Consider the following 20,445-nt stretch of genomic DNA (forward strand, 5'->3'; position numbering starts at 1 on the left):
GTGTTGTTCTAGAAGTCGATGCGCGCTGCGCGTAACAGGGCAGCGGTTTCAAACAATGGCAAACCCATGATACCTGAATAGGAGCCGTCAATATGCTCGATAAACTCCGCAGCGCGTCCCTGAATGCCATAGGCGCCTGCCTTGCCGAGCGGCTCGCCGCTCGTCGCATAGCGGCGCAGTGAATCGCTTTGCACTGCAGCAAAACGCACGCGCGATACCGATAGCGCAGGCGGCAGCATGGCGCCTTGCGCATCGACAACGGCGACGCACGTGAGCACCTCATGATCGCGGCCCGAAAGGCGCGTGAGCATCGACACAGCGTCGTCGGCATCGAGCGGCTTGCCGAGAATGGCATCGTCGATCGTGACGGTTGTGTCGGCAACGAGAATGGGCGCATTCGCATGGCCACCCGCAACGAGGCGCGCACGCGCCGCTTCGGCCTTCGCGACGCACACGCGCACCACGTAGTCGTGCGCACGCTCGCCGGGCAACTCGGTTTCGAGCGCCTCGGCATCTTCATCGGGGCGAGGCAACAGCAATTCGAAGCGCACGCCCAGTTGCGTGAGCAACTCCTGGCGACGCGGACTTTGCGAAGCGAGATAGACGAACGGAAACTCGGCAGCGGGCTGATTGGACATGGATCGGTCTTAAAGAAACAGGGCAGACGCGGCTTTGCAAAAGCCAAACCGGGAAGAGACGCGTTGAGCGTAACAGACCAGACAGGCGGCGCGCACCTGGCCATTCGGCCAGGTTGTGCCCGTCGATGCGCGGCCAGAAGATAGGCGTGTGTTCAGACCCGAGGTTCAGGCCCGATGATACGGATGATTCTGCGTGATGGTCCACGCGCGATACAGTTGTTCGGCAAGCAGCACGCGGACCATCGCGTGCGGCATCGTCAGGCTCGACAGGCGCAGCAGCATGTCCGCGCGAGCCTTCAGCTCGGGGTCGAGTCCATCCGCACCGCCGATCAGAAACGCCACATCGCGCCCGTCCTGTTGCCAGGTCGGCAAGGCAGTGGCGAGCTGCATCGTGGTCCAGTCCTTGCCGCGTTCATCGAGCGCGACGATGCGCGCGTTCTTCGGCATCGCGGCTTCGATCTTCTGCCGCTCGGCAGCCATCACGCTTTCGGCGGAACGGCCCGACGAGCGCTGCTCCGGCTTGATCTCGCGCAGTTCGATGCGCAGCTCGGGCGGCATGCGCTTCGTGTACTCGTCGAAGCCGGTGGCGATCCAGTCGGGCATCTTGTGGCCGACCGCGAGGATATGCAGTTTCATGTTCAGCCTCGCGCGCAGTCAGCGCCGTTGGCGTCGCCGCGCGCAAACCACGGCATGAGCAACAGCGCGATCACGAACGGCGGCGAGCGGGTGCCTTGCGTGCCGGGCGAGCGACGGGAGCGTCGTCTTCCTCGTCTTCGTCTTCACCGTCGAGCGGCTCGGACGGACGGGCGCCGCCGAACGGGTTCGGCGTCGACAGCTTCACGCGCACCGGCTTGTCGCCCCAGATTTCTTCGAGGTTGTAGTACTGGCGCAGGGCCGGCTGCAGGATGTGCACGACGGCGTCGCCGCAATCCACCAGCACCCATTCGCCGATGTCTTCACCCTCGGTGCTGACGATGTCGCCGCCTGCTTCCTTGACCTTCTCGCGCACGCTGGAGGCGAGCGCCTTGGTCTGGCGGTTCGACGTGCCGCTCGCCACGATCACGCGGTCGAACAGTTCGGTGAGGTGGCTGGTGTTGAACACCCGAATGTCTTGCGCCTTGACGTCTTCGAGTCCGTCGACGATCGCGCGTTGAAGCTTGCGTATATCCATGGTTTACCGATGGTACAGATGATGTTGAACAATATAGTCCCACACAGCGGTGGGGACATGGCCTGGTGCGGACGGTTTTTGCGCCGCCGTATGGCTCGCAGGAGCGTCCGCGTTGTTGTCGAACCACGCGTGCAGATGCGCGCGGATGTCGGTTGCCGACACGTCGAGCGCAAGCGACGTATCGATCAGCAAATGTCCTGCCGGTGTTGCCTGCAGCGTTTCGGCGCTCGTCGCGCGCTGTGCGATCACGGCGGCGACGGCAGGCGGCACGGCCGTTACGTCGAAGCCGGGGCGCGTCGCGGCCGCGATATGCGCGTAGTCGAACAGCCGCTGCCAGTCGCGCCAGGTGTCGAGCCGCACCAGCTGGTCGGCACCGATCAGCAGCGAGATCGACGCCTGCGCGCCTTCGCGTTCGCGCCAGCGGCGCAGCGTTTCGACCGTATAGGTCGGTCCGTCGTGCTCGATTTCATCCGTGGCGACGCTGACGGTTACGCCCGGCAGTGTCAGCGATGCTGCCGCTGCACGCGTCATCGCCAGCCGGTGTTCAGCCGCCGATACGTCCGCCTTCTGCCACGGCTGGCCCGCGGGCATCAGCACGAGTTCGGTCAGATCGAGCGCTTCGGCGAAGCGCCGCGCGAGCGCCAGATGGCCGTCGTGGATCGGGTCGAACGTGCCGCCGAGAATGCCGATGCGGCGCGGCAGTGCCCGTTGGGGTGTGGCGGATTGAGCGGTCGGATTCAGTTGCGGTTCCTTTGCCTGTCGGTTGGAGCGGTGAGTGCGGTTTGTACGGTTAGCGCGCGGCGGAGCGCGTCAAACCCACTCGCGCTGCACGAGAAACTCGCTGTACAGGCGCGCTTCCGGCGTGCCCGGCTCGGGCTGCCAGTTATAGCGCCAGTTCACCACGGGCGGCATCGACATCAGGATCGATTCCGTGCGACCGCCACTTTGCAGCCCGAACAGTGTGCCACGGTCGAACACCAGGTTGAATTCCACATAGCGGCCGCGCCGATATGCCTGGAAGTCGCGTTGAGCGTCGCCGTACGGCATGTCGCGGCGCTTCTCGATGATGGGCAGATAGGCGTTCAGGAACGCATCGCCGACACTTTTGACCATCGCGAACGACTGGTCGAAGCCCGGCTCCGCGAAATCGTCGAAGAAAATCCCGCCGATGCCGCGCGGCTCGTTGCGATGCTTCAGGAAAAAATAGTCGTCGCACCAGCGCTTGAAGCGCGGGTACAGATCGTCGCCGTACGGTTGCAGCGCGTCGCGGCAGACGCGGTGAAAATGCTGCGCGTCTTCCTCGAAGCCGGAGTAGGGCGTCAGATCCATGCCGCCGCCGAACCAGAACACCGGCGCTTCGCCTTCCTTCGTCGCGACCAGCAGCCGCACGTTCATATGAACAGTCGGGCAATACGGGTTACGCGGGTGCAGCACCAGCGACACGCCCATCGCCTCGAATCCGCGACCTGCCAGCTGCGGGCGTAGCGCGCTCGCGGAGCCGGGCAGCGCGTCGCCTTGCACATCCGAGAAACCGATGCCCGCGCGCTCGAAAAACCGGCCATCTTCCAGAATGCGCGTGCAGCCGCCGCCGCGCAGCTTTTCGCCGGGCGCGCGCTGCCAGCTATCGGTGGCGAGCGGCGTGCCGTCGCACGCGCCGAGCGCATCGGCGATGCGCGTCTGCAGGCCTTGCATCCAGTTGCGGACCGTCTGGGTGTCGTGAGCGTCGTGAATCAAATCGGTCATGGTGTGTGGGGCGCGGCAGGGAAAAAGCACTGGCGCGGTCGAATCTCAATGGGACAGATCAGGCGTGATACAGGGCCCGCAGGGTGGGCGGCGGTGCGTAACCAGAGAATGCCGCCACCTGTCAGCCGCCGGGCGTATTTCGTCGCCCATCGCCGCCAGACTCTGGCGACAGTCCCAAGTGTAGCGCCGGCTCGGGCAACCGGCCCCGAAGGGCCGGACCGCTGCGTTTGGCTGTTGGGGCAGGCCGTTGAGCCCTCTCGTTCGGCAGGGCAGTTGCTTCGGACCTTCAGCCTGTCACTTCTTAACGTCGGCCCTGGTTTCAGGCGCGGCTTCGGACACACGTCCGCGCGCCGCGCCGAAAAGCGCTCGCTCGCAAAAAGCGGCGAGCCTAGCCGTGCTTCCGGTTGACTGCGCGATAACCGATGTCCCGGCGATACTGCATGCCATCGAACGAAATGTGGTTGATCGCCTCATACGCAACCGACTGCGCGCTGCGCACCGAATCCGCCAGCCCGACCACGCACAGCACGCGTCCGCCCGACGTGGTCAGCTTGCCGTCCGCGAGCGTGGTGCCTGCGTGGAAAGTGACGGCATCGGCCGTTTCGACGGGGATGCCGCTGATGAAATCGCCCTTGCGCGGTGCTTCCGGATAGTTGTGCGCAGCCAGCACCACGCCAAGCGCCGTGCGGCGGTCCCACTCCAGTTCCACCGTATCCAGCGTTCCGGCGATAGCGTGTTCGACGACCTTCGAAAAGTCACCCTTCAGACGCGCCATGATCGGCTGCGTTTCCGGGTCGCCCATCCGGCAGTTGAATTCGAGCGTCTTCGGGTTGCCTTGCGCGTCGATCATCAGGCCCGCGTACAGGAAGCCCGTGAAGCGGATGCCTTCCTTCTCCATGCCGCGCACCGTCGGCAGGATGATGTCGCGCATCACGCGCGCGTGCAGTTGCGGCGTGACGATCGGCGCGGGCGAGTAGGCGCCCATGCCGCCCGTGTTCGGGCCCTGATCGCCGTCCAGCAGGCGCTTGTGGTCCTGGCTCGAGGCCAGCGCGAGCACGTTCTTGCCGTCCACCATCACGATGAAGCTGGCTTCTTCGCCGGCGAGGAATTCTTCGATCACGACACGCGCGCCGGCATCGCCGAGCTTGTTGTCGGACAGCATCATGTCGACAGCGTGGTGTGCTTCATCCAGCGTCTGCGCGACGACCACGCCCTTGCCGGCCGCCAGGCCGTCAGCCTTGATGACGATGGGCGCGCCCTTGGCGTCGATGTACGCGTGTGCGGCGGCGACGTCGGCGAAAGTCTCGTATTCAGCCGTCGGAATGGCGTGGCGCTTCATGAACGCCTTGGCGAAATCCTTCGAGCTTTCGAGCTGCGCCGCTTCCCTCGATGGCCCGAAAATCTTCAGGCCACGCGCGCGGAACACGTTGACGATGCCCGCTGCGAGCGGTTGCTCGGGGCCGACCAGCGTGAACGCGATCTGCTCTTTCTCGACGAAGTCGGCGAGCGCGTTCAGGTCGGTGATGTCGATGTTGCGCAGGCGGTCGTCCTGCGCCGTGCCGCCGTTGCCGGGTGCGACATAGACGAGCTGCACGCGCTCCGATTGCGCGAGCTTCCACGCGAGCGCATGTTCGCGACCGCCGGAACCGACGACGAGTAACTTCATGTGATTCCCCGAATGCTAAAAACCGTGAACGGCCCGCGCAGCGGCGCGAGCCGTGAATGTCCAACTTTGCACAACGCGCCTGCGTTGCGTGTGCCGTAGGCCACAGAGCGAGGCGATGTGGCCGGAAATGCAGCGAAATGTCCGACAGACGATAGGCGCGCACTCACGTCGGAACGCCAGCGCGGCGAGTGCAAGATGAAGCGGGGCAAGCAGCGCTGCGACGGCCGCGGTGTCGAAGGAAACCCGCAAAGGGGAACCTGACCGCGGCGGCGCGCTCACTTGCGGCCTCATGGATGCATCATTCGTCGGCAATGGCCGCGTTCGTGTAGACCTCTTGCACGTCGTCCAGATTTTCCAGCGCGTCGAGCAGCTTTTGCATCTTGACGGCGTCGTCGCCCGTGAACTCGACTTCCGTTTGCGGCTTCATCGTCACTTCGGCGAGTTCCGCCTTGAAGCCGGCGGCTTCGAGCGCGGTCTTGACCTTCGGGAAGTCGTTCGGCGGGCAGACCACTTCGATGCTGCCGTCTTCGTTCGGGACGACGTCGTCGGCGCCTGCTTCGAGGGCGGCTTCCATCAGCTTGTCTTCCGGCGTGCCGGGCGCGAACAGGAACTGGCCGACGTGATCGAACATGAACGACACCGAGCCGTCCGTGCCCATGTTGCCGCCGAACTTCGAGAATGCGTGACGCACTTCCGCAACGGTGCGGGTGCGGTTGTCCGTCATCGTGTCGACGATCACGGCCGCGCCGCCGATGCCATAGCCTTCGTAGCGGATTTCTTCGTAGTTCGCGCCATCGACACCGCCGACACCGCGCTGGATTGCGCGGTTGATGTTGTCCTTCGGCATGTTGGCGTCGTAGGCCTTGTCGACGGCGAGCCGCAGGCGCGGGTTCGAGTCGATGTCGCCGCCGCCCATGCGGGCCGCGACCTGGATTTCCTTGATGAGCCGCGTCCAGACCTTGCCCTTCTTGGCATCGGCCGCTGCTTTCTTATGCTTGATGTTGGCCCATTTCGAATGACCCGCCATACCTTTCTCCGTCGCGCGCGCCTGTGTTGTGCGCGCAGTGTGCAAATGTCGTTGCGTTTGTCGGGCGGCGCGGTGTGTGCGCTCGCGCCCTGATGTCAGTCTGGTCGCACCCTGTTGCGCGTCTGGGGTGACGCCGCGCCAGCGTCGTGAGGCCGACGGAAGCGGGGGGAGCGGCTCAAGCGCCGCCGCTGATGGGTGCACTGCCCGATCGGTGGGCAGACGGCGATTTTATCATGGAGGCAGGTGCCCACAGAGGTGTGGGCGCTGCCAGATGTGCAAGAAACGATCAGTTTTTGGTCCCAAACAGGCGGTCCCCGGCGTCTCCGAGCCCAGGAATAATGTAAGCATGCTCATCCAGATGCGAATCCAGCGAAGCGACGAACAGCTTCACATCCGGGTGCGCATCCTGAAACACCTGCACGCCTTCGGGCGCGGCCACTAGCGCCAGAAATGAAATATTCTCGCCCGCCACACCGCGGCGCTTCAGAACGTCGATCGCATGCACGGCGGAATAGCCGGTCGCGACCATCGGATCACACAGGATAAAGATCCGGGCTTCGAGATCCGGCAGGCGCACGAGGTACTCGACCGGCCGGTGATCCTCGTCGCGATACACGCCGATATGCCCCACCCGCGCCGACGGAATCAGTTCCATCAAGCCATCCGACATGCCGACACCCGCGCGCAGCACGGGCACGATCGCCAGCTTCTTGCCGGCGATCACAGGCGCGTCGATATCGACGAGCGGCGTGCTGACGCGGCGGGTCGTCATCGGCAGATTGCGGGTGATTTCATAACCCATCAGCAGCGTGATCTCGCGCAGCAACTCGCGGAACGTCCGCGTGGACGTGTCGCGGTCGCGCATGTGCGACAGCTTGTGCTGGATCAGCGGGTGATCGAGGATGAATAGATTGGGAAAACGGCTGTCCTGAGTCATAACGGGGCGCCTCGCGGCGAAGTTAGGCTGGCTGATGTAGGTTGGCGCGTCGCTCGCGCGGCCCGCGTCGGGCGGCGGCAAGCGGTGGCGTCATGGCTGCGAGTTTACCGGAAGGGCGCGATAAAGAGACGGGTGCGTGATGAAAGGTATTTCAGTACGCTCCGGCAGCAGACCGTCGATTCTTCTAGAATCAGGGGACAGTTGACCGACCACCCGGGCGCCACGCGCAGCCTCGGCCCGCGTAGTGCGCGCACCACAACAGGAAAAATACACATGGATCTGGGCATCGCAGGAAAAACCGCGCTGGTGTGCGCGGCAAGCAAGGGACTGGGGCGCGGCTGCGCCGAGGCGCTCGCGGCAGAAGGCGTGAACCTGACGATCGTCGCGCGCACGGCGGAAACGCTCGAAGCGACGGCGGCCGCGATCCGCTCGAAAACGGGCGTCGATGTGAAGGCCGTCGCCTGCGACATCACCACGCCCGAAGGCCGTGCCGCGGCGCTCGCTGCCTGCCCGCAGCCGGACATTCTCGTCAACAACGCGGGCGGCCCGCCGCCGGGCGATTTCCGCAACTTCACCCACGACGACTGGATCCGCGCGCTCGAAGCCAACATGCTCACGCCGATCGAACTGATCCGCGCGACCATCGACGGCATGATTTCGCGCGATTTTGGGCGGATCGTGAACATCACCAGTTCGTCGGTGAAGGCGCCGATCGACGTGCTCGGCCTGTCGAATGGCGCGCGTTCGGGGCTGACGGGTTTCGTCGCGGGCGTCGCGCGCAAGGTCGCGCCCAATGGCGTGACGATCAACAACCTGCTGCCGGGCCTGTTCGACACCGACCGCATCGCGGTGACGTTTGAGGCCTCGGCGAAATCGCAGAACATTTCCGTCGACGAAGCGCGCAAGGAGCGTATGTCGACGATTCCCGCGCGCCGCTTCGGCACGCCCGACGAATTCGGCCGCGCCTGCGCGTTCCTGTGCAGCGTGCATGCGGGCTATATCACGGGCCAGAACTGGCTGATCGACGGCGGCGCGTATCCTGGCACGTATTGAGGCCAAGGCACGCGCGCTCCGCCGCAAACACGATAACGACAACACAAGAGGAGCAGACACATGGCAACACGCGTCGCGCTGATCGCGCACGACCACAAGAAAGACGACATCGTCAGGCTGGCAGGCGAGTACGTCGATACGCTCGCCCGTTGCGAGCTGATCGCGACGGGCACGACGGGTTCGCGCATCGCCGAGGCCCACGGGCTGAGCGTCGAGCGGATGCTGTCCGGCCCGCACGGCGGCGATCTGCAGATCGGCTCGCAACTGGCTGAAGGCCGCGTCGACATGGTGATCTTTCTGCGCGACCCGATGACGCCGCAGCCGCACGAGCCGGATATCAACGCGCTGGTGCGCGCATGCGACGTGCACAACGTGCCGTGCGCGACCAACATCTCGACCGCGAGGATGATTCTCGACGTGTTGACGCTGCGTCTGAAGCATCAGATCTGACTCTCACGCCATGCGCGTGAACAGGCAACGAACGAATCTGGAGATGATATGACCAAGGCAATTCGATTCGACAAGACAGGCGGCCCGGAAGTGATGAAGTGGGTCGATGTCGAGGTAGGCGAGCCGGGCAACGGCGAAATCCGCATCAGGCAGCATGCGGTCGGGCTGAACTATATCGACGTGTATTTCCGCACGGGGCTGTATCCGCTGCCGCTGCCGGGCGGTCTCGGCATGGAAGCCGCCGGCGAGGTGATCGCAGTCGGCCCGGGCGTGACGGACCTGAAGACGGGCGACCGCATCGCCTATGTTGCGCGGCCGCCGGGCGCGTATGCGCAGGAGCGCGTGCTGCCCGCCGCGCAGGTGGTGAAGCTGCCCGATGCGATCGGCTATGAGGAAGCGGCGTCGATCATGCTGCAAGGCCTGACGGCGCAGTATCTGCTGCGCCGTACGTATCCCGTGAAGCCGGGCGACACGATCCTGATCCAGGCGGCGGCGGGCGGCGTGGGGTTGCTCGTGTGCCAATGGGCGAAGGCGCTCGGCGCGACGGTGATCGGCACGGTCGGCTCCGATGAGAAAGCGGAAATCGCGAAAGCGCACGGTTGCGATCATCCCATCGTCTACACGCGCGAGAACTTCACCAAGCGCGTGCGCGAGATCACGAATGGCGCGGGCGTGCCCGTGGTGTACGACTCGATCGGCAAGGATACGTTTACGGCTTCGCTCGACTGTCTGGCGCCGCTCGGGAGGTGCGTGAGCTTCGGCAATGCATCGGGCCCGCTGCCGCCGATCGATTCGTCGGAGTTCGCCGGACGCGGTGCGCTGTTCTTTACGCGGCCCACGTTGTTTACGTATATCGGCAAGCGCAGCGACTACGATGCAATGGCGGCTGAACTGTTCGACGTGGTCACATCGGGCAAGGTGAAGACGAGCATCAACCAGCGCTATGCACTCGCCGATGTGGGCAAGGCGCACGCGGATCTCGAAGCGCGCAGGACCACGGGGTCGACGGTGTTGCTGCCGTAACGCGCAGCCTCGCCGCACACAAACGAAGGCCGCTTCACGCACGACGTGAAGCGGCCTTTTCCGTTTACACGTTTTTTATACGCACCGATCCATCTTTGACCAGCCCTTTACGCCGATCGGCATAACGTTCCACACATCCATCGTCCAACAAATGGAGAACATGAAATGGATGTGCTGTACGTCGGGGGCATCGCGCTTTTTGCTGCGCTGACCTTTGGGTTGATCGCCGGATGCGAGAAGTTGACGCGCTACGGCCGTGGTCAGGGAGCGCGCTCGTGAACTGGATCCTCTGGCTATCGGGCGCAGCGACCGCGCTGCTGTTCGCCTATCTCGTCTATGCGCTGCTGCGCGCGGAGGACATTGAATGAACTTCAACAATGTCCTGCAGCCGGCGCTCTTCATCGTCGTACTGCTTGCGGCTGCCGTGCCCGTCTCGCGCTACCTGTCGCGTGTGATGGACGGCAGTTCGCGCGTGGTCAAACTCGGCGCGCCCATCGAGCGTCTGCTTTACCGTCTCGCGGGCGTCGATGCGTCGCAGGAGATGGGCTGGAAGCACTACGCGATCGCCACGCTCGCGTTCAACCTGCTGGGCGTCGCGTTCCTGTACGTACTGCTGCGCGTGCAAGGCTGGTTGCCTGCCAATCCGCAGCAGTTCAGCGCGATGACCGTCGACGGCGCTTTCAACACGGCCATCAGCTTCGTCACCAACACGAACTGGCAAGACTATTCGGGCGAGCAGGCCGTCAGCTATCTGACGCAGATGCTCGGCCTGACGGTGCAGAACTTCCTGTCGGCGGCGACGGGCATCGTGGTCGTGATCGCGCTGGTGCGTGGCTTCGCGCGCCACACGGCGCAGACCATCGGCAACTTCTGGGTCGACATCACGCGCGTGACGCTTTACGTGCTGCGGCCGAGGTCGATGATCATCGCGGCCGTGTTCATGAGCCAGGGCGTGATCCAGAACTTCAAGTCGTACGAAGACGTGCCGACGCTGCAGACCACCACGTATTCCGCGCCGAAGACGGATGCGCAGGGCAACCCCGTGAAGGACGCGAAGGGCCCCCCCGTGATGGTCGATACGCCCGTGAAGACGCAGACCATCGCAATGGGCCCCGTCGCCTCGCAGGAAGCGATCAAGATGCTCGGCACCAACGGCGGCGGCTTCTTCAACGGCAACTCCGCGCATCCCTTCGAGAACCCGACACCGTTCTCGAACTTCGTGCAGATCTTCTCGATCCTGATCATTCCTGCTGCGCTGTGTCTGGTGTTCGGCCGCATGATCGGTGACCGCCGGCAAGGCGTTGCCGTGCTCGCAGTGATGACGATTGCGTTCGCCGTGTGCGTCGCGGGCGAAATCAGCGCCGAGCAAAGCGGCAATCCGCTCTTCACGTCGCTGCATGTCGATCAGTCGGCGAGTGCGCTGCAGGCGGGCGGCAACATGGACGGCAAGGAAACGCGCTTCGGCATCGCGCAGTCGGGCAGCTTCACGGTCGCGACGACGGCGGCGTCGGGCGGCGCCGTCGCCAACACACATGACTCGTTGACGCCGCTCGGCGGTCTGGTGCCGATGCTGCTGATGCAACTCGGCGAAGTGATCTTCGGCGGCGTGGGTTCGGGTCTCTACGGGATGCTGGTGTTCGCGATGCTAGCGGTGTTCGTCGCGGGGCTGATGATCGGCCGCACGCCCGAATACGTCGGCAAGAAGATCGAAGCGTACGAGATGAAGATGGTGTCGATCGTCGTGCTGCTCACGCCGCTGCTGGTGCTGGTCGCGACGTCGATTGCCGTGCTCACCGATGCAGGCAAGGCGGGTATCGCGAATCCAGGTGCGCATGGCTTCTCGGAAATTCTCTACGCGTTCAGTTCGGCGGCGAACAACAACGGCAGCGCGTTCGCGGGCCTCACGGTGAGCACGCCGTTCTACAACTGGCTGACGGCGATTGCGATGTGGTTCGGCCGCTTCGGCACGATTGTCCCGGTGCTCGCGATTGCCGGTTCGCTCGCTGCGAAGAAGCGCATCGCGGTGACGGGCGGCACGCTGCCGACGCATGGCCCGCTGTTCGTCGTGCTGCTGCTCGGCACGGTGCTGCTGGTCGGCGCGCTGACGTATGTGCCTGCGCTCGCGCTCGGTCCCGGCGTCGAACATCTGATGATGATCGCGGGCCATTGATACGCCACGCGATATAGAAACGGCGAAGCAATTAGAGGAAGAAATGACTGACCATTCCGCTACCCGGTCCATGTTCGATCCAGCGCTGCTGCGCCCGGCGATCGTGGACTCGTTCAAGAAACTCAAGCCGCACACGCAGTTCCGCAACCCGGTGATGTTCTGCGTCTATGTGGGCAGCATCCTGACGACGATCCTGTGGATCGCCGCCTTGCTGGGCCAGGCCGAGGCGCCCGCGGGCTTCATTCTCGCGGTGTCGCTGTGGCTGTGGTTCACGGTGCTGTTCGCCAACTTCGCCGAAGCGCTCGCGGAAGGGCGCTCGAAAGCGCAGGCGGCGTCGCTGCGCAGCGCGAAGAAAGATGTGATCGCGAAGAAGCTCAACGAGCCGCAGCCGAAGTCGCCGATCCGCGTCATGACGGCGTCCGACCTGCGTCGCGGCGACGTCGTGCTGGTCGAAACCGGCGACGTGATTCCTGCCGACGGTGAAGTGATCGAAGGCGTGGCCTCCGTCGATGAATCGGCGATTACAGGCGAGTCCGCGCCGGTGATCCGCGAGTCGGGCGGCGATTTTTCATCGGTGACGGGCGGCACGCGCGTGCTGTCGGACTGGATCGTCGTGAAGGTGACGGCGAACCCCGGCGAAGCGTTTCTCGATCGCATGATCGCGATGGTCGAAGGCGCGAAGCGCGCGAAGACGCCGAACGAAATCGCGCTGACGATTCTGCTCGTCGCGTTGACTATCGTACTGCTGCTCGCGACAGCGACGCTGCTGCCGTTCTCGATGTTCTCGGTTGAGGCTGCAAAAGCGGGCCATGTCGTCACGATCACCGCGCTCGTCGCGCTGCTCGTGTGCCTGATTCCGACGACCATCGGCGGCTTGCTGTCCGCGATCGGCGTGGCAGGCATGAGCCGCATGATGCAGGCAAACGTGATCGCTACCTCGGGCCGCGCCGTCGAAGCAGCGGGCGACGTCGATGTGCTGCTGCTCGACAAGACAGGCACGATCACGCTGGGCAATCGCCAGGCGTCGGCGTTCATTCCGGTTGCGGGCATTGCGGAAGAACCGCTGGCGGACGCTGCGCAACTGTCGTCGCTGTCGGACGAAACGCCGGAAGGCCGCAGCATCGTCGTGCTGGCGAAGCAGCGCTTCAACATCCGTCAGCGCGACATGGCGACGCTGCATCCTGTGTTTCTGGCGTTCAGTGCGCAGACGCGCATGAGCGGTGTCGATCTGCCGGATCGAGAAATCCGCAAGGGCGCCGCCGATGCCGTGAAGCACTACGTCGAAGCACACGGCGGCCATTTCCCATCCGAGATGACGACGGCAGTCGCGGAAGTCGCGCGACGCGGCAGCACGCCGCTGGTGGTGGCGGAGAAGGGCGCGGGCATCGCGCGCGTGCTCGGCGTGATCGAACTGAAGGACGTGGTGAAGGGCGGCATCAAGGAGCGTTTTGCCGAACTGCGCAAGATGGGCATCAAGACCGTGATGGTGACGGGCGACAACCGTCTGACGGCAGCGGCGATTGCAGCCGAAGCGGGCGTCGACGATTTCCTCGCGGAAGCCACGCCGGAAACGAAGCTCGCGACGCTCCGCGCGCATCAGGCAGAAGGGCGTCTGGTCGCGATGACGGGCGACGGCACCAACGATGCACCCGCACTCGCGCAAGCCGACGTTGCAGTGGCGATGAACACGGGCACGCAGGCGGCGAAGGAAGCGGGCAACATGGTCGATCTCGATTCGAATCCGCCCAAGCTGATCGAGATCGTGGAGATCGGCAAGCAGATGCTGATGACGCGCGGCTCGCTGACTACGTTCTCGATTGCCAACGACGTCGCCAAGTACTTCGCGATCATCCCGGCCGCGTTTGCGACGACGTATCCGCAGTTGCGCGTGCTCGATGTGATGCATCTGAGTTCGCCTTCGTCGGCGATCATGTCGGCGGTGATTTTCAATGCGCTGATCATCGTGGCGTTGATTCCGCTTGCGCTGAAGGGCGTGACGTATCGACCGCTTGGTGCTGCCTCGCTGTTGCGTCGAAATCTGCTGATTTACGGACTGGGTGGGATTTTGCTGCCGTTCCCGTTCATCAAGCTGATCGACATGGTGCTGACTGCTTGCGGCTGGGCCTGATTAAAAAGGAATCTGAATCATGAAATCGCTTTTTCGCCCGATGGTGGTGATTTTTGCTGCGCTGACTGTTGTGACGGGGCTTGCGTATCCTGCCGTGGTGACGGCGTTTGGTCAGGCTGTGTTTCATGACCAGGCCGATGGCAGTCTGATCGTGAGTCACGGCAAGGTGGTGGGCGCGCGGCTGACTGGCCAGCAGTTCGACGCGCCGCAGTATTTCTGGGGACGCTTGTCGGCGACGACGCCGATGCCGTACAACGCGCAGGGTTCGAGTGGGTCGAATATCGGGCCTGTGAATCCTGCTCTCGCTGATGAGGTTAAGGGGCGGCTGGATGCTCTGAAGGCGGCTGGGCATATGCCTGTCGGCGTTGCTGTTCCTGTTGATCTCGTGACTTCTTCTGGTAGTGGGCTTGATCCGGAGATTTCGCCTGCGGCGGCGGCTTTTCAGATTGAGCGGGTGGCCGCTGCGCGGAAGATGAATGTGAATGATGTGGCTGCTCTCGTTGATCGCTATACGCGGGGGCGGCAGTTTGGTTTGTTTGGGGAGGCTCGCGTTAATGTGCTTGAGTTGAATGTTGCGTTGGATGACGCGCAGAGGGGGTAAGGGGGGGTGATGTCTGCGACGCTGGTTTGGTTTGGTTTTCGCTGGCGTCCGCGATTTGTTATTGGTCTGCAGGCGTTGCCCCTGTGCGGGGCGGCACTTACTTTCTTTGCCGCCGCAAAGAAAGTAAGCAAAGAAAGCGGGCTAACACCGCAAGCTCTTGTTATTGCCTGCGGGCCCCCAACGGCCCCGTCCTGTACACGGCAACGCACTAGTCGCTGCCCGTTGCCAACGCTCTAAAGAACGCATCACCCGCTTCAATCACCCGTAGCGCCGCGAACGGCAGCGATTCGTTACGGCCGCCCAGGTGGCAAACGGTGTGTAGGTTGGCGCGCCGTACGCGTCGGCGATCCTACAAGAGACACCGCCTTTGCTTTTCAGTCCGGAGTGGAGCGTGTACGGCGCGCCAACCTACACACCGTTTGCCACCTGGAGAACGTGGGCAATTTGGTCGCGCGTGCTGCGACGCGGGCGCGTGAAGCGGGGGATGCGTGCTTTAGAACGTTGGCAACGAACGTGAGCGAGCACGTTGCCGTGCGAGGTGTAGGACCGGTTGGGGGCCCGCAGGCAGGAAGAAGAGTTGGCGGTGTTAGCCCGCTTTCTTTTGCCTACTTTTCTTTGCGGCGGCAAAGAAAAGTAGGTGCCGCCCCGCACAGGGGCAACGCATGAAGCACAAACACCAACTCGCGGACGCCAGCGACAGAACCAAACCGCGGACGCCAGCGACCCCAAACACAAACCCACCCCACCGTCGCAGACAAAAACAAAAACAAAAAAACCATGTCACCATAGCCGCACGAAAGTGCAATACCACGTGCAAGACCACAAAACCAAAACCGTTATGTCCCGCCCCGACCCCGACGAGCTTCTAGACAAACTCCAGCGCGAAGAAGAAAAACGCCACCTGGGCAAGCTGAAGGTATTCTTCGGCGCATCGGCCGGCGTCGGCAAGACTTATGCAATGCTCCAGGCGGCACATCGAAGAAAAGAAGAGGGCATCGACGTAATCGTAGGGATCGCCGAAACACATGGAAGAAGCGAAACAGCGGCGCTGTTAGAAGGCCTCGAAACACTGCCGCTTGCGCGAATCGAATACCGCACCCGCCTGCTAGCCGAATTCAACCTCGACGCCGCGCTCGAACGCAAACCCCAACTGATCCTCGTCGACGAATTAGCGCACTCGAACGTGCAAGGCGCCCGTCACGCCAAACGCTGGCAGGACGTCTACGAACTCCTCGATGCCGGCATCGACGTCTACACCACAGTCAACGTCCAGCACCTCGAAAGCCTCAACGACGTAGTCGGCCAGATCACGGGCATCCGCGTGTGGGAAACCGTCCCCGACCGCGTGTTCGACCGCGCCGACGAAGTCACGCTCGTCGATCTCCCCGCCGAAGAACTGCTCGACCGCATGCGCGACGGCAAGGTCTACATGCCGCAACAGGCCGAGCGCGCCGTCCGCAACTTCTTCCGCAAAGGCAATCTGATCGCGCTGCGTGAACTGGCGTTGCGTCGCACGGCCGACCGCGTCGACGCGCAAATGCGTGAGTACCGCGCCGACCGTTCGATTCAACGTATCTGGCAGGCGCGCGAACGCTTGCTCGTGTGCATCGGTCCGGGCGCCGAAGCGCCGCTGCTGGTGCGCGCCGCAGCGCGGCTCGCGGCGAGCCTGAAAGCGGACTGGATCGCCGTCTATGTGGAAACGCCCAGGCTGCAACGGCTCTCCGATCAACGCCGCGAACGCACGCTCGATGCCCTCAAGCTCGCCGCCGAACTCGGCGCGGAAACCGCCACGCTCGCTGGCGGCGATGCCGTATCGACACTGATCGGCTACGCGCGCGTGCGCAACGTGTCGAAGCTGGTGGCAGGCGGCTCGTCGGCGACGGGCTTGGCGCGCTGGCTGCGCCGTCCGTTTGGCGAGCGGCTCGCGGAACGCGCCAGCGATCTCGATCTCACACTGATCCGCGCAAGCAGTGACGAAACGGGATCGACAGGCACGACGCGCGAGCGCCGCGCCGACGAAGAAGGCCGCGCCTGGCGCGATGCATTCATCGCCGCGCGCGACCGGCGCTCACCGCCGCGCAACTACGGGTGGGCGTTCCTGATCTGCACATGCGTGACGCTGATCGCGAGCCAGCTGATCGACCGCATCGACCTGACGAATCTCGTCATGCTGTATCTGCGCGGCGTCATCTTCACGGCGGTGAAGCTCGGGCGCGGGCCGGGCGTGATGCTGTCGTTCCTGTCCGTCGCGGCCTTCGACTTTTTCTTCGTGCCGCCGCGCATGTCGCTGTCCGTGAGCGACACGCAATATCTGCTGACCTTCTTCGGCATGCTGCTGCCCTCGCTCGTGATCGGTCATCTGACGTCGAGCCTGCGCCGCGAAGCGAGCGTCGCGCGCCGCCGCGAGCAGCGCACGGGCGCGATGTACGCGATGGCGCGCGAACTGGCGGCGGCGCTGACCACGGAGCAGATCGTCGGCATCGGCAGCCGGCATGTGAGCGAGGTGTTCCGCGCGCGCGTCGCCGTGCTGCTGCCCGATAGCGCCGATCAGGTGAAGCAGAAAATCGACGATCCCGATGAACACATCATGATCGATGCCACCTCGCTCGATGTCGATGTCGGTCAGTGGGTCTACGACCAGCAAAAACCCGCCGGGCGCGGCACCGATACGCTGCCCGCCGCGAAGGCGCTGTACCTGCCGCTGCGCGCGCCGATGCGCACGCGCGGCGTGCTGGCCGTCGCGATGCAGGACACGCGCGAGCTCGACGTGCCTGAGCAGCAACGCATGCTCGACGCGTTCGCCGCGCAGATCGCGCTCGCGCTCGAACGTGTGCACTACGTCGATATTGCGCGCGATGCACTCGTCAGCATGGAGTCGGAGCGGCTGCGCAACTCGCTGCTCTCGGCGATTTCGCACGATCTGCGCACGCCGCTCACGGCCATCGTCGGGTTTTCGTCGATGCTTGCCGCGCAGGAGCGCGATCCGCGTCACGCCGCGCAAGGCGAACTCGTCGATGCGATCCACGAAGAAGCGCTGCGCATGACGGGCATCGTCACGAATCTGCTCGACATGGCGCGTCTGCAGGCGGGCAGCCTGAAGCTGAACCGTCAGTGGTCGCTGCTCGAAGAGACGGTCGGCTCGGCGCTGCGCGACTGCAGGCGCACGCTCGCGCGGCATCCCGTGCAGGTGTCGCTGCCCGCCGATCTCCCGCTGCTGCAGCTCGACGCCGTGCTGATGGAGCGGCTCTTCGCCAATCTGTTCGAAAACGCCGCCAAGTATGTGCCGCCCGATACGCCGCTGACGATCGGCGCGCAACAGATCGAAGAGAACGGCCAGCCGTTCGTGCGCGTCACCGCCGACGATACGGGACCGGGACTGCCGCCCGGCATGGAAACGCGCATCTTCGAGAAATTCACGCGCGGCGAGAAAGAGTCGGCCAAGCCCGGCATCGGTCTTGGTCTGGCGATCTGTCGCGCGATCGCCGAGGCGCATGGCGGTAAAATCGGCGCGGCCAATCGGGTCGCCCGCGATGGCCATATCGAAGGCGCGCGTTTCTGGTTCACGCTGCCCATCGACCCGCCGCCGCCCGTGCCCGACGCACTCGAAGACGAAGCGGCGAGCGAGCTCGACAGCGAATCGCAGGCGCCGCAAGCCGATCCCGATCATCCACAACAAGCCGACACGCATCCGAATACCCATTCATGAGCGACCTGAGCATCACCGTTGTACTGATCGAAGACGAACAACAGATTCGCCGCTTCGTGCGGGCATCGCTGGAAGGCGAGGGCATGGTCGTGTACGACGCTCCGACGGGCAAGCAGGGGCTGATCGAAGCCGCGACACGCAAACCCGATCTCGTGATCGTCGATCTCGGCTTGCCCGACACCGACGGTCTCGACGTGATCCGCGAACTGCGCGGCTGGAGCGAGTTGCCCGTAATCGTGCTGTCGGCGCGCACGCAGGAAAGCGAGAAGGTGGCCGCGCTCGATGCCGGCGCCGACGACTATCTGACCAAGCCCTTCGGCGTGTCGGAACTGCTCGCGCGGATGCGTGCGCATCTGCGCCGGCGCAACCAGGGCGGCGCGAACGAGACGCCGCAGGTGCATTTCGGCGGCGTCACCGTTGATCTGGCGTTGCGCCAGGTATCGCGCGACGGCGCAGCGGTGCATCTGACGCCGCTCGAATACCGGTTGCTCGCGACACTCGTGCGTCATGCAGGCCGGGTGCTCACGCACCGGCAACTTCTGCGCGACGTCTGGGGACCGTCCCATGTGGAAAGTCACCACTATCTGCGCATCTACATGGCGCATTTGCGGCAGAAGCTGGAGCGCGATCCCGCGCAGCCCGAGCATATCGTCACGGAGACGGGCGTCGGCTACCGGCTGGTCGGCGTGGCCTGAGACGGCGCGACATAGGGTCGCGTTATATCGGATCGGGTATGAGCGGTCGGCGATAAACCTTACATTTTGATATAATTGTGTACGGCAAGGACGGCCTTGCTGCATCCGCTATCAACGGGGACGGCCCCATTCACATTGGGAGTTCGTCTCATGTCCTGGATTCTTCTCTTTATCGCCGGTCTGCTCGAAGTTGCATGGGCGGCGGGTCTCAAGACCTCTGAAGGTTTCACGCGTTTCTGGCCCTCCGTCTTCACCATCGTGACGGCGCTCGGCAGCTTCGTGCTGCTCGCGATGGCCATGCGCCAGTTGCCGCTCGGCACCGCGTACGCCGTGTGGACAGGCATTGGCGCGGTGGGCGCATTTATTTTCGGCATCGTGATGATGGGTGAGGCGGTCACGGCAGCGCGCGTCGGCAGTGCGGTGCTGATCGTGATCGGGCTGATCGGATTGAAGCTGTCTTCCGGCCACTGACATCCCATCACGCCCCGTCCATCAACACGTGACGGCCCGCCATTCGTCTGGAAATTGCGGCAAACAGGCCACAAACCACCGTTCAGCCATGCGGACGATTAATTGACGTGGCTATAATGAGACGGAAATCACCCTGAAATTGCTCCGCGCGGCCTTGACGCGCGGGTCCGGCGGCTTCGGCGGGCGGAGCCTCTGGCGCTTCCCACCGTTCCATGGCGCAGTCGCCGGAACTGACGGCATGCGATGCATGCCTCGGAGGCGGCCATGCTTGAACCTCTTTCGCTGGCGGCGGGCCTGTCCTGGGGCAGCGGCCTGCGTCTTTATCTGACCGTGTTGATCGCGGGCGTCTTCGGGCGCGCCGGCTTCATTCATCTTCCCGACACGCTGTCCGTGCTGCAGTCGCCGTGGGTCATCGGCGCGGCGGCCATTCTGACACTCGCCGAATTTTTCGCCGATAAGATCCCCGCATTCGATTCGCTGTGGGACGCCGTGCACACGTTCATCCGTATTCCGGCGGGCGCCGTGCTGGCCGTTGGCGCGCTCGGCCATGCCGATCCGGCGTTGATGACGATCGCGGCGCTGGCAGGCGGCACGCTCGCAGGCGCATCGCATCTGACGAAGGCGGGCACGCGCGCGCTGATCAATCTGTCGCCGGAACCGGTGTCGAACGTCGTGACATCGACGACTGAAGATGGACTCGTGTTCGGCGGCCTGCTGCTCGCGCTGTTCGTTCCCGTGCTGTTTCTGGTGCTGCTGGTCGGCTTTCTCGTGCTCGCTAGCTGGGTGCTGCCGCGCCTGTGGCGCGGCGTGCAGGGCGGTTTTCGCGGTATGGCGACGCATATGGTGTCGCGCTTCGCGCGGAGCCGTCACGATTGAGCGAAGCCGAACGCGTCACCACCGAGGCTCCTCCCGAGCTTCCATCCCAACCTCCTAAGCGGCGCGAGCCGGCGCACAAGCTGTCGCTGG

General features: G+C 64.1%; 20 protein-coding genes. 12 read left to right on the top strand and 8 right to left on the bottom strand.

Going from position 1 to position 20,445, the window contains the following annotated elements; translation table 11 throughout:
* Positions 1–8: 8 nt before the first annotated feature.
* From DK391_RS13830 to upp, 8 genes are all read right to left on the bottom strand, one after another.
* Positions 9–638: a Maf family protein gene (locus DK391_RS13830; protein WP_109478536.1), complete on the bottom strand. Its 630-nt coding sequence runs from the start codon at positions 636–638 to the stop codon at positions 9–11.
* 165 nt (positions 639–803) lie between these two features.
* Entirely contained in the window at positions 804–1,274 is a 471-nt protein-coding gene (gene rlmH, locus DK391_RS13835; protein ID WP_109478537.1) for a 23S rRNA (pseudouridine(1915)-N(3))-methyltransferase RlmH, read from the bottom strand.
* Positions 1,275–1,344: 70 nt separating this feature from the next.
* Positions 1,345–1,809 carry a ribosome silencing factor gene (rsfS, locus tag DK391_RS13840; protein WP_109478538.1) on the bottom strand — a complete coding sequence of 155 codons (465 nt, stop codon included), beginning with the start codon at positions 1,807–1,809 and terminating at the stop codon, positions 1,345–1,347.
* A 3-nt stretch (positions 1,810–1,812) separates the two neighbouring features.
* Entirely contained in the window at positions 1,813–2,550 is a 738-nt protein-coding gene (locus DK391_RS13845; protein WP_109478539.1) for a nicotinate-nucleotide adenylyltransferase, read from the bottom strand.
* Positions 2,551–2,619: 69 nt separating this feature from the next.
* The gene (gene hemF / locus DK391_RS13850; RefSeq protein WP_109478540.1) at positions 2,620–3,552 is read right to left on the bottom strand and encodes an oxygen-dependent coproporphyrinogen oxidase; all 933 of its coding nucleotides are present in this window, start codon (positions 3,550–3,552) and stop codon (positions 2,620–2,622) included.
* A gap of 388 nt (positions 3,553–3,940) precedes the next feature.
* Positions 3,941–5,218 (bottom strand): phosphoribosylamine--glycine ligase, encoded by a 1,278-nt coding sequence (purD, locus tag DK391_RS13855; RefSeq protein ID WP_109478541.1) that lies wholly within the window; start codon positions 5,216–5,218, stop codon positions 3,941–3,943.
* A gap of 298 nt (positions 5,219–5,516) precedes the next feature.
* Positions 5,517–6,245 (bottom strand): YebC/PmpR family DNA-binding transcriptional regulator, encoded by a 729-nt coding sequence (locus tag DK391_RS13860; RefSeq protein ID WP_109478542.1) that lies wholly within the window; start codon positions 6,243–6,245, stop codon positions 5,517–5,519.
* Positions 6,246–6,531: 286 nt separating this feature from the next.
* A complete protein-coding gene (gene upp / locus DK391_RS13865; protein ID WP_109478543.1) occupies positions 6,532–7,182 on the bottom strand; it encodes a uracil phosphoribosyltransferase in 651 nt (216 codons plus the stop codon).
* A 273-nt stretch (positions 7,183–7,455) separates the two neighbouring features.
* On the opposite strand from upp, the gene DK391_RS13870 reads away from it, so the two are divergent.
* From DK391_RS13870 to DK391_RS13930, 12 genes are all read left to right on the top strand, one after another.
* Positions 7,456–8,235, top strand: a complete 780-nt coding sequence (locus DK391_RS13870; protein WP_109478544.1) for an SDR family oxidoreductase — start codon at positions 7,456–7,458, stop codon at positions 8,233–8,235.
* Positions 8,236–8,295: 60 nt separating this feature from the next.
* Positions 8,296–8,685 (top strand): methylglyoxal synthase, encoded by a 390-nt coding sequence (locus tag DK391_RS13875; protein ID WP_109478545.1) that lies wholly within the window; start codon positions 8,296–8,298, stop codon positions 8,683–8,685.
* A 48-nt stretch (positions 8,686–8,733) separates the two neighbouring features.
* Positions 8,734–9,708: a quinone oxidoreductase gene (locus DK391_RS13880; RefSeq protein ID WP_109478546.1), complete on the top strand. Its 975-nt coding sequence runs from the start codon at positions 8,734–8,736 to the stop codon at positions 9,706–9,708.
* Between the two features lie 165 nt (positions 9,709–9,873).
* Positions 9,874–9,987: a hypothetical protein gene (locus tag DK391_RS13885; protein ID WP_007583456.1), complete on the top strand. Its 114-nt coding sequence runs from the start codon at positions 9,874–9,876 to the stop codon at positions 9,985–9,987.
* Positions 9,984–10,076: a K(+)-transporting ATPase subunit F gene (kdpF, locus tag DK391_RS13890; protein WP_007583461.1), complete on the top strand. Its 93-nt coding sequence runs from the start codon at positions 9,984–9,986 to the stop codon at positions 10,074–10,076. The genes DK391_RS13885 and kdpF overlap by 4 nt, the downstream gene beginning before the upstream one ends.
* Positions 10,073–11,878, top strand: a complete 1,806-nt coding sequence (gene kdpA / locus DK391_RS13895; protein WP_109478547.1) for a potassium-transporting ATPase subunit KdpA — start codon at positions 10,073–10,075, stop codon at positions 11,876–11,878. Before kdpF ends, kdpA begins: the two co-directional genes overlap by 4 nt.
* 43 nt (positions 11,879–11,921) lie before the next feature.
* Positions 11,922–14,006, top strand: coding sequence for a potassium-transporting ATPase subunit KdpB (gene kdpB / locus DK391_RS13900; RefSeq protein ID WP_109478548.1), 2,085 nt, complete (start codon positions 11,922–11,924; stop codon positions 14,004–14,006).
* A gap of 19 nt (positions 14,007–14,025) precedes the next feature.
* Positions 14,026–14,607, top strand: a complete 582-nt coding sequence (gene kdpC, locus DK391_RS13905; protein WP_109478549.1) for a potassium-transporting ATPase subunit KdpC — start codon at positions 14,026–14,028, stop codon at positions 14,605–14,607.
* An 838-nt stretch (positions 14,608–15,445) separates the two neighbouring features.
* A complete protein-coding gene (locus tag DK391_RS13915; protein WP_109478551.1) occupies positions 15,446–18,313 on the top strand; it encodes a DUF4118 domain-containing protein in 2,868 nt (955 codons plus the stop codon).
* On the top strand, positions 18,310–19,008 hold the full coding sequence (gene kdpE, locus DK391_RS13920) for a two-component system response regulator KdpE (protein WP_109478552.1): 699 nt from the start codon (positions 18,310–18,312) through the stop codon (positions 19,006–19,008). Before DK391_RS13915 ends, kdpE begins: the two co-directional genes overlap by 4 nt.
* A gap of 150 nt (positions 19,009–19,158) precedes the next feature.
* Entirely contained in the window at positions 19,159–19,479 is a 321-nt protein-coding gene (gene sugE, locus DK391_RS13925; RefSeq protein ID WP_109478553.1) for a quaternary ammonium compound efflux SMR transporter SugE, read from the top strand.
* A 264-nt stretch (positions 19,480–19,743) separates the two neighbouring features.
* Complete coding sequence (locus tag DK391_RS13930) at positions 19,744–20,355, top strand: DUF4126 domain-containing protein (RefSeq protein WP_109478565.1); 612 nt, start codon at positions 19,744–19,746, stop codon at positions 20,353–20,355.
* Positions 20,356–20,445: the final 90 nt, after the last annotated feature.

The organism is Paraburkholderia sp. C35 (assembly GCF_003121405.1).
In the GTDB taxonomy this organism is placed as follows: domain Bacteria; phylum Pseudomonadota; class Gammaproteobacteria; order Burkholderiales; family Burkholderiaceae; genus Paraburkholderia.

Excerpts from the sequence above, each read along its gene's own strand:
- rsfS (WP_109478538.1), bottom strand. The coding sequence starts at position 1,809 with ATGGATATACGCAAGCTTCAACGCGCGATCGTCGACGGACTCGAAGAC.
- DK391_RS13885 (WP_007583456.1), top strand. The coding sequence starts at position 9,874 with ATGGATGTGCTGTACGTCGGGGGCATCGCGCTTTTTGCTGCGCTGACC.
- DK391_RS13930 (WP_109478565.1), top strand. The coding sequence starts at position 19,744 with ATGCTTGAACCTCTTTCGCTGGCGGCGGGCCTGTCCTGGGGCAGCGGC.
- kdpA (WP_109478547.1), top strand. The coding sequence starts at position 10,073 with ATGAACTTCAACAATGTCCTGCAGCCGGCGCTCTTCATCGTCGTACTG.
- hemF (WP_109478540.1), bottom strand. The coding sequence starts at position 3,552 with ATGACCGATTTGATTCACGACGCTCACGACACCCAGACGGTCCGCAAC.
- DK391_RS13915 (WP_109478551.1), top strand. The coding sequence starts at position 15,446 with ATGTCCCGCCCCGACCCCGACGAGCTTCTAGACAAACTCCAGCGCGAA.
- DK391_RS13880 (WP_109478546.1), top strand. The coding sequence starts at position 8,734 with ATGACCAAGGCAATTCGATTCGACAAGACAGGCGGCCCGGAAGTGATG.
- kdpE (WP_109478552.1), top strand. The coding sequence starts at position 18,310 with ATGAGCGACCTGAGCATCACCGTTGTACTGATCGAAGACGAACAACAG.
- DK391_RS13830 (WP_109478536.1), bottom strand. The coding sequence starts at position 638 with ATGTCCAATCAGCCCGCTGCCGAGTTTCCGTTCGTCTATCTCGCTTCG.
- DK391_RS13860 (WP_109478542.1), bottom strand. The coding sequence starts at position 6,245 with ATGGCGGGTCATTCGAAATGGGCCAACATCAAGCATAAGAAAGCAGCG.
- purD (WP_109478541.1), bottom strand. The coding sequence starts at position 5,218 with ATGAAGTTACTCGTCGTCGGTTCCGGCGGTCGCGAACATGCGCTCGCG.
- DK391_RS13870 (WP_109478544.1), top strand. The coding sequence starts at position 7,456 with ATGGATCTGGGCATCGCAGGAAAAACCGCGCTGGTGTGCGCGGCAAGC.
- upp (WP_109478543.1), bottom strand. The coding sequence starts at position 7,182 with ATGACTCAGGACAGCCGTTTTCCCAATCTATTCATCCTCGATCACCCG.
- kdpC (WP_109478549.1), top strand. The coding sequence starts at position 14,026 with ATGAAATCGCTTTTTCGCCCGATGGTGGTGATTTTTGCTGCGCTGACT.
- kdpB (WP_109478548.1), top strand. The coding sequence starts at position 11,922 with ATGACTGACCATTCCGCTACCCGGTCCATGTTCGATCCAGCGCTGCTG.
- DK391_RS13875 (WP_109478545.1), top strand. The coding sequence starts at position 8,296 with ATGGCAACACGCGTCGCGCTGATCGCGCACGACCACAAGAAAGACGAC.
- sugE (WP_109478553.1), top strand. The coding sequence starts at position 19,159 with ATGTCCTGGATTCTTCTCTTTATCGCCGGTCTGCTCGAAGTTGCATGG.
- rlmH (WP_109478537.1), bottom strand. The coding sequence starts at position 1,274 with ATGAAACTGCATATCCTCGCGGTCGGCCACAAGATGCCCGACTGGATC.